General features: G+C 63.4%; 12 protein-coding genes. 5 read left to right on the top strand and 7 right to left on the bottom strand.

Annotated elements, in window-relative coordinates; translation table 11 throughout:
• Nucleotides 1-149: 149 nt before the first annotated feature.
• Together rnr and ACN0S5_RS14095 are read left to right on the top strand one after the other, a co-directional pair.
• A complete protein-coding gene (gene rnr, locus ACN0S5_RS14100) occupies nt 150-2,444 on the top strand; it encodes a ribonuclease R (protein ID WP_417209268.1) in 2,295 nt (764 codons plus the stop codon).
• 212 nt (nt 2,445-2,656) lie between these two features.
• Nucleotides 2,657-4,048 carry a lytic murein transglycosylase gene (locus tag ACN0S5_RS14095; RefSeq protein ID WP_417209266.1) on the top strand — a complete coding sequence of 464 codons (1,392 nt, stop codon included), beginning with the start codon at nt 2,657-2,659 and terminating at the stop codon, nt 4,046-4,048.
• A 101-nt stretch (nt 4,049-4,149) separates the two neighbouring features.
• On the opposite strand, the gene ACN0S5_RS14090 is transcribed toward ACN0S5_RS14095, so the two are convergent.
• The 5 genes from ACN0S5_RS14090 to gpmI all read right to left on the bottom strand — a co-directional run bounded on the left by ACN0S5_RS14090 (nt 4,150) and on the right by gpmI (nt 9,220).
• Nucleotides 4,150-4,641, bottom strand: a complete 492-nt coding sequence (locus tag ACN0S5_RS14090) for a hypothetical protein (protein ID WP_417209265.1) — start codon at nt 4,639-4,641, stop codon at nt 4,150-4,152.
• Entirely contained in the window at nt 4,641-5,126 is a 486-nt protein-coding gene (locus ACN0S5_RS14085) for an RNA pyrophosphohydrolase (RefSeq protein ID WP_417209263.1), read from the bottom strand. Before ACN0S5_RS14085 ends, ACN0S5_RS14090 begins: the two co-directional genes overlap by 1 nt.
• A 134-nt stretch (nt 5,127-5,260) precedes the next feature.
• A complete protein-coding gene (locus tag ACN0S5_RS14080) occupies nt 5,261-6,598 on the bottom strand; it encodes a S41 family peptidase (RefSeq protein ID WP_417209261.1) in 1,338 nt (445 codons plus the stop codon).
• Nucleotides 6,599-6,605: 7 nt separating this feature from the next.
• Nucleotides 6,606-7,718 carry a murein hydrolase activator EnvC family protein gene (locus ACN0S5_RS14075; protein WP_417209258.1) on the bottom strand — a complete coding sequence of 371 codons (1,113 nt, stop codon included), beginning with the start codon at nt 7,716-7,718 and terminating at the stop codon, nt 6,606-6,608.
• Nucleotides 7,715-9,220 (bottom strand): 2,3-bisphosphoglycerate-independent phosphoglycerate mutase, encoded by a 1,506-nt coding sequence (gene gpmI / locus ACN0S5_RS14070; protein WP_417209256.1) that lies wholly within the window; start codon nt 9,218-9,220, stop codon nt 7,715-7,717. Before gpmI ends, ACN0S5_RS14075 begins: the two co-directional genes overlap by 4 nt.
• Before the next feature lie 273 nt (nt 9,221-9,493).
• On the opposite strand from gpmI, the gene ACN0S5_RS14065 reads away from it, so the two are divergent.
• Entirely contained in the window at nt 9,494-10,222 is a 729-nt protein-coding gene (locus tag ACN0S5_RS14065) for a DUF3592 domain-containing protein (protein WP_417209253.1), read from the top strand.
• Nucleotides 10,223-10,335: 113 nt separating this feature from the next.
• On the opposite strand, the gene ACN0S5_RS14060 is transcribed toward ACN0S5_RS14065, so the two are convergent.
• Both ACN0S5_RS14060 and carB read right to left on the bottom strand, forming a co-directional pair.
• On the bottom strand, nt 10,336-11,502 hold the full coding sequence (locus ACN0S5_RS14060) for a DUF4062 domain-containing protein (RefSeq protein ID WP_417209251.1): 1,167 nt from the start codon (nt 11,500-11,502) through the stop codon (nt 10,336-10,338).
• A gap of 23 nt (nt 11,503-11,525) precedes the next feature.
• Nucleotides 11,526-14,882 carry a carbamoyl-phosphate synthase large subunit gene (carB, locus tag ACN0S5_RS14055; RefSeq protein ID WP_417209249.1) on the bottom strand — a complete coding sequence of 1,119 codons (3,357 nt, stop codon included), beginning with the start codon at nt 14,880-14,882 and terminating at the stop codon, nt 11,526-11,528.
• A 164-nt stretch (nt 14,883-15,046) separates the two neighbouring features.
• On the opposite strand from carB, the gene ACN0S5_RS14050 reads away from it, so the two are divergent.
• Nucleotides 15,047-15,721, top strand: a complete 675-nt coding sequence (locus ACN0S5_RS14050; RefSeq protein ID WP_417209246.1) for a CPBP family intramembrane glutamic endopeptidase — start codon at nt 15,047-15,049, stop codon at nt 15,719-15,721.
• A gap of 181 nt (nt 15,722-15,902) precedes the next feature.
• A partial coding sequence (gene aspS, locus ACN0S5_RS14045; RefSeq protein WP_417209244.1) for an aspartate--tRNA ligase occupies nt 15,903-16,792 on the top strand: 890 nt, incomplete at its 3' end.

The raw sequence follows: 16,792 nt of genomic DNA, 5'->3' as shown, positions 1-16,792 counted from the left end.
CGAAACGTCAAGTTGCTAACGATTGGTAAAAACGCCTCTGTAACCCATTGATTTATAACACCCGAAATGTTGTCCACGCGTGGACACCACTTTTGGCCCCCCTGCCGAATCGACATGACGCCGCCACACGCCCGTGCTACCTCATCCCCATGAGCCAGATGCCCACCAAGGCGGATGTCCTCGACTGGATCTCCGCGAACCCGACCCTCACCTCGAAACGTGACATCGCCAAGGCCTTTGGCATCAAAGGGGCTGACCGCATCGATCTCAAGCGCATCCTCCGCGAGCTTGAGGACGAGGGCCACCTTGAAAAACGCCACAAGACCTATCGCGACCCCGACCGCCTGCCGCCCGTCAGCGTGCTTCAGGTCAAGGCCCCCGACGCCAATGGCGACCTCTTCGCCCGCCCGCTGGAATGGCACGGCGAAGGCGTGGAGCCCATCGTCCTGATCATCGCCCGCGCCAGCGACCCCGCGCTGGGAGAGGGCGACCGCATCCTCGCCCGCCTTCAGGTGGTCCACCACGCCGACCACAACTACGAGGCCCGGCTGATCCGCCGCATCGGCACCGCACCGCGCCGCGTCGTGGGGATCTTTCGCAAGGGGGCCGAGGGCGGCCGCATCGTGCCCATCGACAAGGGCGCGGACAAGGAATGGATGGTGGCCCCCGACGCCACCGGCGGCGCGCAAGAGGGTGAGCTGGTCGAGGCCGAACAGGCAGGACCGGCACGCGGTCGCCTCGGGCTGCCCAAGGCGCGGATCGTGCTGCGGCTGGGCGACCCCACCGCGCCGCGCGCCGTGTCCCTCATCGCGATCCATCAGCACGGCATCCCCGACGACTTCCCCGAAGACGTGATCGCCGAGGCCGACGGGATGAAGCCCGCCGGCCTCAAGGGCCGCAAAGACCTGCGCGAGCTGCCGCTGATCACCATCGACCCATCCGACGCCCGCGACCACGACGACGCGGTCTTTGCCGAACCGGACGACGATCCGCAGAACGCGGGCGGCCATGTCCTCTGGGTCGCCATCGCCGATGTGGCCCATTACGTCACCCCCGGCTCTGCTCTGGACCGCGAGGCAAAGGCCCGCGGCAACTCTTCCTATTTTCCCGACCGGGTTGTGCCGATGCTGCCCGACCGGCTGTCGGGCGACCTGTGTTCGCTGCATGAGGGTGTGCCGCGCGCCTGCGTCGCCGCGCGCATCCGCATCGACGCCGAGGGCAACAAGCTGGGCCAGCGGTTCTATCGCGGCCTGATGCGCTCCCCGGCCTCGTTGAGTTATGCAGAGGTGCAGGAGGCCATCGACGGCACCCCAAACGACAAGTGCGGCCCGCTGCTGGAGCCGGTCTTGCAACCGCTTTACGCCGCCTATGCCGCGCTGCGGTCCGCTCGCGAACGGCGTCAGCCGCTGGACCTCGACCTGCCGGAACGCAAGATCAAGCTGGACGACGACGGCAACGTGACCTCTGTCGATTTCGCCGACCGTCTGGACGCCCACAAGCTGATCGAGGAATTCATGGTGCTGGCCAATGTCGCCGCCGCCGAGACCCTGATCGCCAAGGACACACCGCTGCTGTTCCGCGTCCACGAGGAACCGCCCGTGGACAAGCTGGAAAGCCTGCGCGACACCGCCGAAGCCGCCGGTCTGACGCTGGCCAAGGGACAGGTGCTGAAAACCCGCCACCTGAACCAGCTATTGCATCAGGCCGCCAAGACCGGCGAGGCGGAACTGATCAACATCGCCACCCTGCGGTCGATGACGCAGGCCTATTACAGCCCCAAGAACTTTGGCCACTTTGGGCTCGCGCTGCAAAACTACGCGCATTTCACCTCTCCCATCCGGCGCTATTCGGACCTGATCGTGCACCGCGCCCTGATCAGCGCGCACAAATGGGACGACGATGGTCTGAGCGTGCAGGACATCGAACGGCTGGACGCCACCGCGCAGCACATCAGCGATACGGAACGCCGGTCGATGATGGCCGAACGCGACACCACCGACCGCTATCTGGCGGCCTACCTGTCGGACCGGGTGGGCGCGGAATTCACCGGTCGGGTGTCGGGCATCGCCAAGTTCGGCCTTTTCGTCAAACTGGACGAAACCGGCGCTGACGGGCTGGTGCCCATCGGCACGCTGGGCAACGAGTATTTCCACTTTGACCGCGACGCAGGCACGCTTATGGGCGGCAGCACCGGGCGGATCATCGGTCTGGGGATGCGCGCGCGGGTGAAATTGGTCGAGGCCGCGCCCGTGACCGGCGGCATCGCCTTTGAACTGCTGGAACTCGACGATGAGGAATACCAGAGCGTTCAGGGCGGGCGTCAGGCGCGCGGGCGGGGGCGCGGCAAGCCGGGGACGTCGCCCCGCCGCAAACTGGCCAAGGCCAAGGCCAAGGACGCCAAGACCAAGCGCAAGGTGTCGCGCAATCGACGGGAAAAGAACTGAACCGTTGCACAGGTGACCTGACACGCGGGGGATCGGCTGTTGCGGCCGACCTTTGGGTGAGGCCGCACTCAACCGGCCATGGCTCCGGTCCAGACGCGAAAGTACAAGGGGCCGGTGCGGCAGGAAATCGCAAACCCTGCGTGTTCCGACTTCGCAAGCCGCCTTGCCCGCGTTAATCTGCTATAAAACAAAAGAGCAGCAGGATCGTAACCATGAAGTGTCGCGCGTTTTCCGGGCTGATCGCCCTGCTTCTGACGGCCAACGCGGCTTCGGCAGAGGCGGTGGACATGTCGCTGCGCCCGGTCGCCCGCGGTGAGACTCGCCTGACGCCCGCAGATGCCCCGCCCGAGGTAGAAGAAGAGGTGGTCGCCCGCGCGGCCACCCTGACACCCAGCGCGCTGGCCCCGGCACTTTCGCTGCGCCCGACGCTGCGCCCCGCAGGCGTCAAGGTCGAGGCCCTTCTTTCGAAAGAGATCACCGGCACGCAGGCCGGTTTCCGCGCCTGGGTCAAAGACTTTCGCCCCCGCGCGCTGGAACAGGGCATCCGCGCCGAAACCTTTGATCGCGCCTTCAAGGATGTCGATTTCGACCGCAAGGTGGTGGAACGCGACCGCAACCAATCTGAGTTCACCAAGACGATCTGGGTCTATCTCGACAGCGCCGCCTCGGACGCGCGGGTGCGCAACGGCAAGGCAGCCCTGCGCAAGAACGCCAAGCTGCTGGAGCGGATCGAGGCGGACTACGGCGTCCAGAAAGAGATTGTCGTGGCGATCTGGGGGCTGGAGTCCGCCTATGGCACCTTTCGCGGATCGACCCCGGTCATTCAGAGCATGGCGAGCCTTGCCTATGACGCGCGACGTGCGGAGTTCTTTGAGGAACAGCTGATCGACGCGCTGAAGATCCTGCAACAGGGCGACACGACGCCGGACAAGCTGCAAGGATCATGGGCCGGGGCCATGGGACACACGCAGTTCATGCCCGGCTCTTTCCAGCGGCTTGCCGTCGATCACAACGGCGACGGGCGGCGCAACATCTGGGACGACGATCCCGCCGACGCGCTGGCCTCGACCGCGAATTACCTGAAGTCCAACGGCTGGAAAACCGGCGTGCCCTGGGGCGTCGAGGTGACGCTGCCCAAGGGGTTCGACTACCTTGAGGCCAAGCGCGAGGTCACCCGGCTGCCCTCTGCCTGGGCGCGCAAAGGGGTTGTCGGGCTGGACGGCCAGCCGGTCAAGGATTTCGGCCAAGCCTCTGTGCTGCTGCCTGCCGGGCATCAGGGGGCCGCGTTCCTGATCTTTGACAATTTCGAGGTGATCGAGACCTATAACACCGCAGATGCCTATGTGATCGGGGTTGGCCATCTGGCCGACCGGATTGCGGGCGGCGCGCCGATCAAGGGCAACTGGCCCCGCGCGGACCGGGCGCTGACCTTTCAGGAGCGGGTCGAACTGCAAAAACGTCTGACCGCCGCGGGCTTTGACACTGAAGGGATCGACGCCAAGATCGGCCCGCTGACCGTCGAGGCGGTGCGCAATTTTCAGCGGTCCAAGGGGCTTGTGCCGGACGGCTATGCCTCGCCTGCGATTCTGAAGCGGCTGCGTTAGGCGGATCGCCGCGCCTGCGGCCCGGCGATCCGGCGGGGGCGCTGCCCCCCGGACCCCCCCGGGATATTTCCAGACAGAAGAAACTGACATGCGCCCGCCGGTCAGGGCATCGGAAAGCCGCGCTCTTTGCAGGGGCCGCCGACGAGGCATTTGTGAACCCGGTCCAGATCCTCAGGCCGCGGATTGAAATGCAGCCAGTTGCCGCAAGGATCCGCCTGAACGACGCGTTTGCCGTTCTCATGTTTGATGAAGGCAAGGTAGCGCGCGCCGCTTTTCGGGCTGGCGCACCACGGGCCAAAGCAGAGCACCCGCAAGGTTACATTTGCCTGAAACACCGTGTTGTACCCGCTGGGGTCCAGCGCGTGGCCCACCATCGTCGCCCGCAGATCGGTCTGCGGCGGCACCGCGTCCTGACGGTTCCAGTCGACCTTGGGCACGCGCCCCTCGTCGAAGTCCAGCCGTCCGACCGCAATGCCCCATCGGGCGTCATCCGCCTCTGCCGTCTGGAAATCCCGCACCGGGTCCGGCCGCTGGCAGGACAGCGACAGTGCAGGGTTTGCCAAAAGGGTCAGCGCAAGAGCCAGCCAGCGCATCACAGGTGCCCCCGGAACGCGGCGATCACCCGTTCGTAAACCGGGCGTTTGAACGGCACGATCTGCGCGACAACCTCATCCGCGGGCAGCCAGCACCATTCGGAAAACTCCTGATGGTCGTCCGCGTCCAGCCGCACCTGATCATCGGTCCCGTGAAAGCGCAGCAGGAACCATTTCTGTTCCTGCCCTTTATAGCGGCCTTTCCAGATCCGTGGCACGATGTCATGCGGCAGGTCGTAGGCGATCCAGCCATCGGTCTCAGCCTCGACGGTGACCAGATCGCGGGACACGCCGGTTTCCTCTTCGAGTTCGCGCAGCGCCGCCTCTTGCGGGTCTTCGCCCTTGTCGATCCCGCCTTGGGGCATTTGCCATGCGGGAATCTCGCTGTCGATCCGCTGGCCGACAAAGGCGTGGCCGTGGGCGTTGACCAGCATGACGCCGACGTTGCGACGGTATGGCAGGGCGGCAATGTGTTCGGGGGTCATGCGGGGTCTCATGGGGTTGGGGTGCCCGGACGCTAACGCAGGGGCGCGCATTTTGGAAGCCGGCAGCGGGCAAAGCAAAACCGGCGACCCTGGGGGCCGCCGGTTTCCGGACGATCAGTGATGTCGATGTCGCCTCAGTCCTTGGGCGCCAGTGCGGCAAGGCCCTTGAGGATGTCGATGGCATAGGCCAGCTGGTAATCCTCTTCGCGCAACTTGGCTGCGGCCTCTGCCTTGGCCCGGTCGGCCTGAATCTGCTCAATTTCCTCGGGCGTCAGCGAATCGTTGTCGAGGCTGCCGCGCAGATCCGCCTCGGAGCGGCGGAAGGGGTTCGCCGGTTCCTCTTCGACCTCCGCGTTGGGGTCGCGGCGCGGCTGTTCGACCACGATGTCGGGCGAGACGCCCAACGCCTGAATCGACCGGCCCGAGGGCGTGTAGTAGCGCGAGGTCGTCAGACGCATCGCACCGTTGCCACGCAGCGGCATCACCGTCTGGACAGAGCCTTTGCCAAAGGATTTCGTGCCGACGACGATGGCGCGGCGATGATCCTGAAGGGCACCGGCGACAATCTCGGAGGCCGAGGCAGAACCGCCATTGATCAGCACAACCAGCGGCTTGCCCTGTGCCAGATCGCCGGGCTGGGCGTTATACCGGTCGCCATCGGCCGGATCGCGGCCTCGGGTCGATACGATCTCACCTTTGTCGAGGAACGCGTCAGAGACCATGATCGCCTGATTCAGCAGGCCGCCGGGGTTGTTGCGCAGATCGACGACAAAGCCGTTGACCTTGTCGATGCCGCCCGCTTCTTCGACCTGTTTGGCCAGTCCGTCCGCAAGGTTGGGAAAAGTCTGGTCGTTGAAGGTGGTGATGCGCAGCACCACGGTCTCTCCCTCTGTCCGCGAGCGGACGGCGGTCAGCTTGATGGTGTCGCGGATGATCGAGACGTCAAAAGGCTCATCAACGCCTTCCCGCACCACGGTGATCACGATCTCAGAGCCGACTGGCCCGCGCATCATGTCCACGGCTTCGTCCAATGTCAGGCCCAGCACGCTTTCGCCGTCAACGTGCGTGATGAAATCGCCCGCTTCCATGCCCGCCGCGTCCGCCGGGGTGCCGTCCATCGGCGAGACCACCTTGACGAAACCGTCTTCCTGCGTGACCTCGATGCCCAGACCGCCAAATTCGCCCCGTGTTTGCACGCGCATGTCGGCGGCGTCATCGGGGGCAAGGTAGCCAGAGTGCGGATCAAGCGAGGTCAGCATCCCGTTGATCGCCGCCTCGATCAGATCCTTTTCATCGACTTCCTCGACGTATTGCGCGCGAATACGCTCAAAGATATCGCCGAACAGGTCGAGCTGCTCATAGACGCTTTGCGGGCGGGCCCCTTCCTGCGCCAGCAGCGGCCCCACCAATTGGGTGGTCGCCACGACGGACGCCAGCGTGCCGCCCACCGCGGCCATCACGAATTTCCTCATACCTCAATCATCCCTTGTCGGTTGTGAACCACCGCAGTGGATCTTCGGGCACGTCGCCCTCTCTGACCTCTATATAGAGCGTTTCAGACCGGCCTGCGCCAGCCCCCTCACCCGAAGGTGACATATTATTGCCTGCCGTTCCTCCCATCAGCCCGACCGGCGACCCGGCAGGCAGGACCTGACCGGTTTCGCCAAAGGTCGTCTCCAGTCCGGCCAGAACAAACATCAGGTCGGCCTGCGGTTCAAGGATCACGACAAGACCGTAGTCCAGCAGCGGCCCGGCATAGCGGACTGTCGCGGCGGTGGGCGTTGTGACCAGCGCGCCGGGGCGGGTGGCCAGCACGATGCCGGGGCGCGACACCCCGGCGGCATCTCGGTCCCCCGCCTCATGCAGGACCACCCCCCGTGCCGGCAGCGGCAGCATGCCTTTGCGGTCCTCGATCGGCGGCAGCGGCGGCGCGCCATCGTCCTCGGAAATTTCCGCCAGACCAGAGGCAAAGCCCTGCAACGTCTCGGTGGCCGAAATCAGGATGGCGGTGCGGATCGGGTCCTCTGTAAAGCGGCGGGGCAGATCGGTGCGGTCGGCAATGGCCTGACTCAGCGCGGTGCGGGCGGCCTGTACGCCGGTCAGCCCCTCTTGCAGCTTGTCGGCGGCGTTCTGTTGCAGCGCGCGCAGGGCCGTCACCTCTTCAAGGTCGGCGCGCAGGGCGGCGGCCTTGTCGGCCAGCCCCGGCGTGACAGAGGCCACCAACATGCCGGACCGTGCCGCGCCCAGCGGACCCTCGGGGTGGACAAGCGTGCGCGCGGCGGCCCTGTCCCCCACCGCCATGAGCGCGCCCAGCAGGCGCGCCACTTCGGCCTCCTGCGCGGCCAGCTTGCGGGAAAGTTCGGTCTCTCGGATTGTCGCGGCGCGCAGCCCCTCGCGCATTGCCGCCATGCCGTCCTCATAGGCGCGCACCGTGTCGGTTAATGCCGCCACACGGTCCTGCGCCTCTTCAGCCGTGCCCAGCAGGACAGAGGCGGCTTCCAGCGCCTCGGCCGCTGCGCGCGCCTGTGCGCCCGCGTCCTGCGCGACCAGCGGCGCGGCCCAAAGCCCAAGGATCAGCGCAAGGCGTCTCACTTGATCAGGCTCACCCCGGTCATTTCCTCAGGCTGCGGCAGGTCCATCAGTTGCAACAGCGTCGGCGCAACATCCGCCAGCCGTCCGTCGCGCAGCGCCGCGCCCTCGGGGCCGCCGAACAGGATCACCGGCACAAGGTTGGTGGTATGCGCCGTGTGCGGCCCGCCGGTTTCGGGGTCCACCATGGTTTCGCAGTTGCCGTGATCGGCGATGACCAGCAGCGCGCCGCCGGTCTGTTCCAGCTTGGCCACCACCTGCCCCAGCCCCGCATCCACCGCCTCGCAGGCCTTCATCGCGGCCTGTAGATCACCGGTGTGGCCGACCATGTCGGGGTTGGCATAGTTGACGACAATCAGGTCATAGCCGTGATCGATGGCCTCAAGGAATTTCGCCGTCACCTCGCCCGCCGACATCTCTGGCTGCATGTCGTAGGTCGCCACCTTGGGCGACTTGGGCATAAAGCGGTCCTCATGTGGCTCCGGGGTTTCCTTGCCACCGTTCAGGAAGAAGGTGACATGCGGATACTTTTCTGTCTCCGCCAGCCGGAACTGCGTCTTGCCTTGCTTCGCCACCCATTCGCCCAGCGTGTTGACGATCTTCCGCTTGGGATAGGCGGTGGTCATGTAGGCGTTGTGGGCATCCGAGTATTCGACCATGCCCAACAGCGCCGAGAAGTCCTTTTTCTTGCGCGTGAAGCCGTCGAAATCCGGCGCGCCGATGGCGGCGAGGATCTCGCGCGCGCGGTCAGCGCGGAAGTTCAGGAAAAAGAGGCCGTCATTGGGCGCGATGCCTTTGTAGCCATCGACGACGAAGGGCAGGATAAATTCGTCCGCCGTGTCGTCGGCATAGCTGGCCTTGATCCCGGTCACGGCGTCGGGCTGGGCGGGGGCGTCGCCCTCGACCATGCTGCGATAGGCTTTCTCGACCCGCTCCCACCTGTTGTCGCGGTCCATCGCATAATAGCGCCCGGTGACGCTGGCGATGCTTGCGCCTTCGGGAAGGGCGGCCTCGAAGGCGGCAATCTGCTCGGCGGCAGAGGTGGGGGCCACGTCGCGGCCATCGGTGATGACGTGGACGGCCACCCGCAGGCCCTGATCGGTCAGCGCCTTGGCGGCGGCAAGCGCATGGCTGCTGTGAGAATGGACCCCGCCGTCCGAGGTCAGCCCCATGATATGCGCCGTCCCGTCGGCCTGTTTCACCGTCTGGGCAAAGCTGACAATGGCCTTGTTCTGGAAAAACGATCCATCCTCGATGGCGAGGTCGATCTGGCCGAGGTCCATGGCAACCACCCGGCCCGCGCCGATATTGGTGTGGCCCACCTCGGAGTTGCCCATCTGGCCGGTGGGCAGGCCGACGTCGGGGCCGTGGGTGATCAGTGTGGCATGCGGACAGGTGGCGCTGAGGCGGTCCATCGTGGGGGTCTTGGCCAGCTTGGGGGCGTTGTTGGCCGCGTCCTCGCGCAGGCCCCAGCCGTCGAGAATGGTGAGGATGACGGGTTTCATGGGATGGGCCCTCCGGGAATGCTGCTGGGATCGGTTTAGCAGCGCGGCGATCAGATGTGGAGAGGGATAACATCCGGGCTGTCCACGCGTGGACAGGGTGGCGCATACGCAAAATCAATGGGTTACAGAGACGAATTTACCAAGCGTTAGGATTTGGGCGGCGATTTGCCACCCGGCATTGGTGGATTTCGCCGGTTTGGCTGATAGTCTGACAGCGGTCACGGGCCGACGCCCGACCCTCTGGATTTCCACGACCCGCAACAGGACCGAACGATGGAGACGCGCAAACCGATCCCGCTGATCGTGACCGGGCTGGTCGCGCTGCTGTTCCTTGTGCTGCTGGCGCTGATCTACAGCGCCTCGACCCGCGCCGCGCAGTTTGAGCGCGACGGGGTGGAGACGACAGCGGTCTTTGTGTCCGGGCGCACGCAGCGAACCAACACCCAACCGGACAAGCCGCCCCGCCTTCGCTACTTTGCCACGGTCCGGTTCGAGGCCGCAGGGCGCCGGATGACGGTGGAGACGCAGGTCACGCGGGATTTCCTGAGGGCGGTGGAGCCGGGCGCACGCATACCGCTGCGCTACCTGCCGGATGATCCGGAGTCCGTCTTGGTGGACCCGCTGTTCGAAAGCCGGAGCATGGCGCTGGCGTGGATGTTCCTGCTGTTCTTTGCCGGGTGTCTGATCGTTCCACTGGTGCAGCGCTGGCGAAAGACCCGACGGGTGGAGAGTGCAGCGCCGGAACCGCGCGTCCGACCCAAGGCCGGGCCATTGCCGCGCTGGGTGCGGGTGGTGTCGGTGATCCTGATGATCTGTGCAGCGGTGTCGTTCTTTAGCCTGTCGATTTGGCTGCGCTACGCGGTCGAGGCGTGGGCCTTGCCGCATATTGGATGGGTGAGCTTGCCTTTGGCGATGGCGTCGATGTTGGTGCCGCCGGTGGGGTTTGGCGTGGCGAATTTGGCGATGATCTGGGGGGTGCAGAGGTTTCGGCGTTTGGGGTGAGGGGTGGCGGAGGTGGCGGGCTGAAGCCCGCCCTACGGTTTGTGGCGGGGCATGCGTCTGACTGGCGGGGAGTATTAAGTCCGATCCTGAGACAACTCCCCCCCTCTTTGCCACTATGCACCTTGATTTGACATCGCAGTCATTACAACGTCAATCTGCCTAACGCTAGAATCAAACCAATCATCCAATCTTTGATGCGCTCTATTTATTGCGCGCTTCGCTTGATTTACTCCAGTATCCAAGCGAGGAACGTCTTTAACAGACTTATCAAAATTTGCCATTTCGTCGCGAACAGTTTCCAGAACGGCCTTCAAATTTTTCAATTCCTCAAACAAATCATCTATTTCATTTCGATTTGAAAATCCATCCTCGCCTTGAATGATAATTGCCCTACCCATCAACTCAATTGCAGTCGAAAAGTTAGCCTCAAAGCTTGGCAACGCATCCTCCAGAACGCCATTATACTCACGCATACCTGTAGACGTTTTTAGAAGAATTCTCTTTATGACCTTCCGGTTTGGAGAACCCAGAGTCTTCTCTTTAATATCTTTAAGTTCGTTTGCATACCCTTCAATCTTCACACCAAGGATTTGAATCGCATCAGCTAGAATTGCGGATTTTTCGACAAGTTCAGAAAAATTGTCTTCAATCCCATCTATCAATTCAAGTAGACCGACATCCTCTTGCTCTTCAAATCCCCGCTCATGAGTATCAATATCTATTTTTTGGGCTGCCACCGACTCGTTTTCGTGCCGGCTCCGAAGTGCATTTACAGCTGACGAAAGGTGTGAGGAGATCCGTGATCTAAATTCATCGGAGTTTTTAAATTCGCAATACACCCCTTCTTTGCCGGCTCTCCTCTTAAATTCGTCTATCTTCACCAAGTGGGAGACGTCTGGGACTTCCTTCGCGCTCCGAAAATCCTTAAAGTAAAAGAGAATTTCTAGTGGCTTTCCATTTTCATGGAGATTGCGCGCTATCTCAAACTCTTCTTCAGTTCCGGATCCAAAACCTGATGTCGGGGTGCCGAAACGAGAGCAAATAATTCCAACAAATATATCATAGTCTTCGCCGATTTGGCGATTTATTAGCGCTTGTGGCTCGTTACCGAACTCAGGCCGCACATCTCGCTCCCACATAAGTGGGCGAAGAAGAAATCCTTCCTTTAGTCCACGGATGCTGTTGAGTTCCTCTAGTACGTCAACGGCCACTTGCCTTTCGACATCCAAATCGCCAGGAGAAGAGATGAATACCCGGATAAGCTGCACAGAATGGACCATATTTTATCAGTTTCTCCATAAATTTACCCCTGAAGGCTTTTCACCACCAACTCCCCCTCTTCACGCTCTTTCATTGCCAGCGCAGCGGCGTGCGCTCCGGCGGCGGTCGTGTAGTAGGGGATCTTGTCGTACAGCGCGACAGAGCGGATTTCGCGACTGTCGGCCACGGCGGCGGCGCCTTCGGTGGTGTTCATCACCAGTTGGATGCCGCCGTCCTTCATCAGGTCGACCACGTTGGGGCGGCCTTCGTAGACCTTTTTGACCAGTTCGCAGGTGATCCCGTGCGCCTCAAGGAAGCTGGCGGTGCCTTGGGTCGCCACTATGGTGAACCCAAGGTCCACAAGGACACGCGCGGTTTCGGCGATCTGGGGGGTCTTGTCGTCGTCCTTGATCGAAAAGAACACCGCGCCAGAGGTCGGCAGATCGTTGCCCGCGCCCATCTGCGCCTTGAGGAAGGCGCGCGGGAAGGAGCGGTCCCAGCCCATGACCTCCCCGGTGGAGCGCATTTCCGGCCCAAGGATCGTGTCGACACCGGGGAAGCGGGCGAAGGGCAGCACCGCCTCTTTGACAGAAAACCACGGCATGTTCGGATCGGCCAGCGTCATCGGGTCGGCCATCGGCACATCGGTGTCGTAGTCGGTATCCTCGGGGTAACCGGCGCGCAGCGGGAAGTTGGACAGCGGTTCACCGGCCATGATGCGGGCGGCGATGGAGGCGATGGCGCTGTCGGTCGCCTTGGCGACGAAGGGCACGGTGCGGCTGGCGCGGGGGTTTACCTCGATCAGGTAGATCTCACCGTCCTTGATCGCGAATTGCACGTTCATCAGGCCGACGACGTTCAATGCCTTGGCCAGCGCGTGGGCCTGCACCTCGATCTCTTTCAGGATCGCCTTGTCCAGCGAATAGGGCGGCAGGGAACAGGCGCTGTCGCCGGAATGCACGCCGGCCTCTTCGATGTGCTGCATGATGCCCGCGACGTGGACGTTCTGCCCGTCGCAGAGCGCGTCAACGTCCAGTTCGACCGCGCCAGACAGGTAGCTGTCGAGTAGAACCGGGCTGTCGCCCGAGACCACAACCGCCTCTGAGATATAGCGACGCAGGTGGTCCATATCGCGGACGATTTCCATCGCGCGGCCGCCCAGCACGTAAGAGGGGCGGATCACGAGGGGAAAGCCGATGTCCTCGGCAATCGCCAGCGCCTGCGCGTCGGTCGAGGCGATGCCGTTGCGCGGCTGTTTCAGGCCAAGCTGGTTGACCAGCGCCTGAAAGCGTTCGCGGTCTTCGGCAAGGTCGATGGCGTCGGGCGTGGTGCCGAGGATCGGGATGCCCTCTGCCTCCAGCGCGTTGGCGAGCTTCAGCGGGGTCTGGCCACCGAACTGGACGATGACGCCGTGCAGGGTGCCGTTTTCCAGCTCGACCCGCAGGATTTCCATGACGTGTTCGAAGGTCAGCGGCTCAAAGTACAACCGATCCGAGGTGTCGTAGTCGGTCGACACGGTTTCGGGGTTGCAGTTGATCATGATGGTTTCATAGCCTGCGTCGGTCAGGGCAAAGCAGGCGTGGCAGCAGCAATAGTCGAATTCGATCCCCTGACCGATGCGGTTGGGGCCACCGCCAAGGATGACGACCTTTTTGCGGTCGGAGGGGCGGGCCTCACATTCCACCTCGCCCATCATGGGCTCTTCGTAGGTGGAATACATGTAGGGGGTTTGCGCCTCGAACTCGGCGGCGCAGGTGTCGATGCGCTTGAAGACGGCGGTGACGCCCTGCGCGTGGCGGCGGTTGCGCACGTCCTTTTCGGAGAAGCCGGTCAACTTGGCGAGGCGCGCGTCGGTAAAGCCCATCATCTTGAGCGTGCGCATGCCATCGGCGTCCTGCGGCAGGCCGTTTTCGCGAATCCCGGCTTCGGCCTCGACGATCTCGCGGATGCGGGCAAGGAACCACGGGTCGAACATGGTGACGCCGTGGATTTCATCGTCGGTCAGGCCGTGGCGCATGGCCTGCGCAATGGTGCGCATGCGGTCGGGGGTCTGCTGGCCGATGGCCTTGATCACGGCGGATTTGTCTGGCGCAAGGGTCCATGCGTCGACCCCGACGCCGGGGATTTCGACCTCATCAAAGCCGGTCAGGCCGGATTCCATCGAGGCAAGCGCCTTTTGCAGCGATTCGTGGATGGTGCGGCCAATGGCCATCGCCTCACCCACGGATTTCATCGCGGTGGTGAGATAGGGCTTGGAGCCGGGGAATTTCTCGAAGGCGAACTTGGGGATCTTGGTGACGACATAGTCGATGGTCGGCTCGAACGAGGCCGGTGTGACCTTGGTGATGTCGTTGTCCAACTCATCCAGCGTGTAGCCGACCGCCAGCTTGGCCGCGATCTTGGCAATCGGGAAACCGGTCGCCTTCGACGCCAGAGCCGAAGAGCGCGAGACACGCGGGTTCATCTCGATCACGACCATGCGGCCGTTTTCGGGGTTCACCGCCCACTGCACGTTAGAGCCGCCGGTTTCCACGCCGATCTCACGCAGCACGGCAATCGAGCCGTTGCGCATGATCTGATATTCCTTGTCGGTCAGCGTCAGCGCCGGGGCGACGGTGATCGAATCGCCGGTGTGGACGCCCATCGGGTCGACGTTCTCAATCGCGCAGACGATGATCGCGTTGTCCGCCTTGTCGCGGACGACCTCCATCTCGAACTCTTTCCAGCCCAGCAGCGACTCGTCCACAAGGATCTGGCCCACCGGCGAGGCATCCATGCCCGTGCGGCAGAAGTGAATATAATCCTCACGGTTGTAGGCCACGCCGCCGCCGGTGCCGCCAAGGGTAAAGGCGGGGCGGATGATGGCGGGCAGGCCGACATATTCCAGCGTTTCCAGCGCGATCGACACGCCGGCATCAAGGTCGAACTTGCCCTTGGCGTTCTTGGGCGCGGTGACGATGGTGGCCTTGGGGTTCTCAAGGCCGATGCGGTCCATCGCCTCGCGGAACAGTTTGCGGTCCTCGGCCATTTCGATGGCGGCGCGCTTTGCGCCAATCATCTCAACGCCGAACTTTTCCAGCACGCCCATTTCCTCAAGCGCGAGAGAGGTGTTCAGCCCGGTCTGGCCGCCCATCGTGGGCAACAGCGCGTCGGGGCGCTCTTTTTCGATGATGCGGGCGACAACCTCGGGGGTGATCGGTTCGATGTAGGTGGCGTCGGCCAGACCGGGGTCGGTCATGATCGTGGCCGGGTTCGAGTTCACGAGGATGACCCGGTAGCCCTCTTCGCGCAGCGCCTTGCAGGCCTGTGCGCCGGAGTAGTCGAATTCGCAGGCTTGCCCGATGATGATGGGGCCTGCTCCGATGATCATGATGGACTGGATGTCAGTTCTCTTGGGCATCGGGCGCTCCATTTTAGCCCCGGCATGCGGGGGTCGCGGGGGGGTCTCGTGGCAAATTGTCGGCGTTATACGCGGCGCGCCTTTGAGCGCAAGCCTCGAACGGGGTGGTACGCCGCAGCGTCGCACCTATCTGTGGCAGGCGACCAGAGCAAGGAGCGGCCCGCGTGTCCATTGTGTCAGAGGAAAGCAGCCCTGCCCTGAGGCGGCTGCGGCTGTGGGTCGAGTTCATTGGTCTGTATGCGGTGATCCCGCTGGTCATCGCCGTGGCCTTTCCGCCAAACGTGATGTTTCCGCTGTTGTTCGGCTTTACCGCGCTGGGGCTGGTGCTGCTGCATCTGACACCGGGATTCGAGTGGCGGTCACTGGCCCTAGGTGCGGGGCGGATCGACTGGCGTCTGGTCGCGGGGTTCGGCGTGCTTACCGCCACCATCGGGCTGGCCGTGGTTCTGTTGACCGCGCCAGAGGCGGCCTTTGCCCTGCTGCGCATCAACCCGTTGCTGATGCTGATGATAGCCCTGCTGTATCCGCTGCTGTCGGCCTTGCCGCAGGAACTGGTGTTCCGGCCGCTGTTTTTTCGCCGCTATGGCGGGTTGCTGCCGCGCGGCGACTGGCCGCCGCTGGTGCTGAACGCCGCGCTCTTTTCCTTTGCGCATCTGATGTACTGGAACTGGATCGTCGCGGCGATGACCTTTTCCGGCGGGCTGGTCTTTGCATGGGCCTATGAGCGGCGCGGCAGGTTCGCCGAGGCGGTTGTGCTGCACGCGCTGTCCGGTGTGATCCTGTTTGCGCTGGGTCTGGGGGTTTATTTCTATTCGGGCAACGTGGTGCGCCCGTTCTAAGCATCCGGGCCGTTGACCCTGCGGGATCGGCCCCGGTTTTGCGCCTTTTGCGGCCTGTGCGCCGGTCCGCGCGGGTGTCGGGGTCTTCCGATTCTCGCCAATTAAAGCCTGCTCCCTTGACTTCCTGCGCCCCTCGGGATGTATCGCGCCTGTCTTTTGCGCATATCCAAAGGGGCCCGACATGCACGCCTATCGCAGCCACACCTGCGCCGACCTGACCAAGGACCAAGTGGGCGAGACCGTCCGTCTGGCTGGCTGGGTACATCGCATCCGCGACCACGGCGGCGTGCTTTTCATCGACTTGCGCGACCATTACGGCATCACGCAGGTGATCGCCGACGCGGACAGCCCGGCCTTTGGCGCACTGGAAAAGGTGCGCTCGGAATGGTGTATCCGCATCGACGGCACCGTGCTGGCGCGCGACGCCAGCCTTGTGAACGCGAACCTGCCCACCGGCGAGATCGAGGTCTTCGTGCGCGAACTGGAGGTGCTGGGCAGCGCCGACGAACTGCCGCTGATCGTGTTTGGCGATCAGGAATACCCAGAGGAAACCCGCCTGAAGTACCGCTATCTGGACCTGCGTCGCGAGGCGATGCAATCGTCGATGACGCTGCGGTCCGATGTTGTTGCCTCCATCCGCAAGCGGATGTGGGGCAAAGGGTTCCGCGAGTATCAAACGCCGATCATCACCGCGTCGTCGCCTGAGGGTGCGCGCGACTTTCTGGTGCCGTCGCGCCAGCAGCCGGGCAAGTTCTATGCCCTGCCGCAGGCCCCGCAGCAGTTCAAGCAGTTGATCATGGTCAGCGGGTTCGACAAGTATTTCCAGATCGCGCCCTGTTTCCGCGACGAAGACCCGCGCGCTGACCGCTCTCCGACCGACTTCTACCAGTTGGACATGGAGATGAGCTTTGTCACCCAGCAGGACGTGTTCGACACGGTTTCGCCGGTGATTGCCGGTGTGTTCGAGGAGTTCGGCGGCGGCAAATCGGTCGATGCGCCCGAAAGCTGGCCGCAGATCCCCTATGCCGAGGCGGCGCTGAAATACGGCACCGACAAGCCCGACCTGCGCAA

This window comes from Antarctobacter sp., from assembly GCF_048262615.1.
Lineage (GTDB): Bacteria > Pseudomonadota > Alphaproteobacteria > Rhodobacterales > Rhodobacteraceae > Antarctobacter.
Note: the sequence above shows the minus strand (reverse complement) of the source record. Positions and strands in the feature narration are given on the sequence as shown.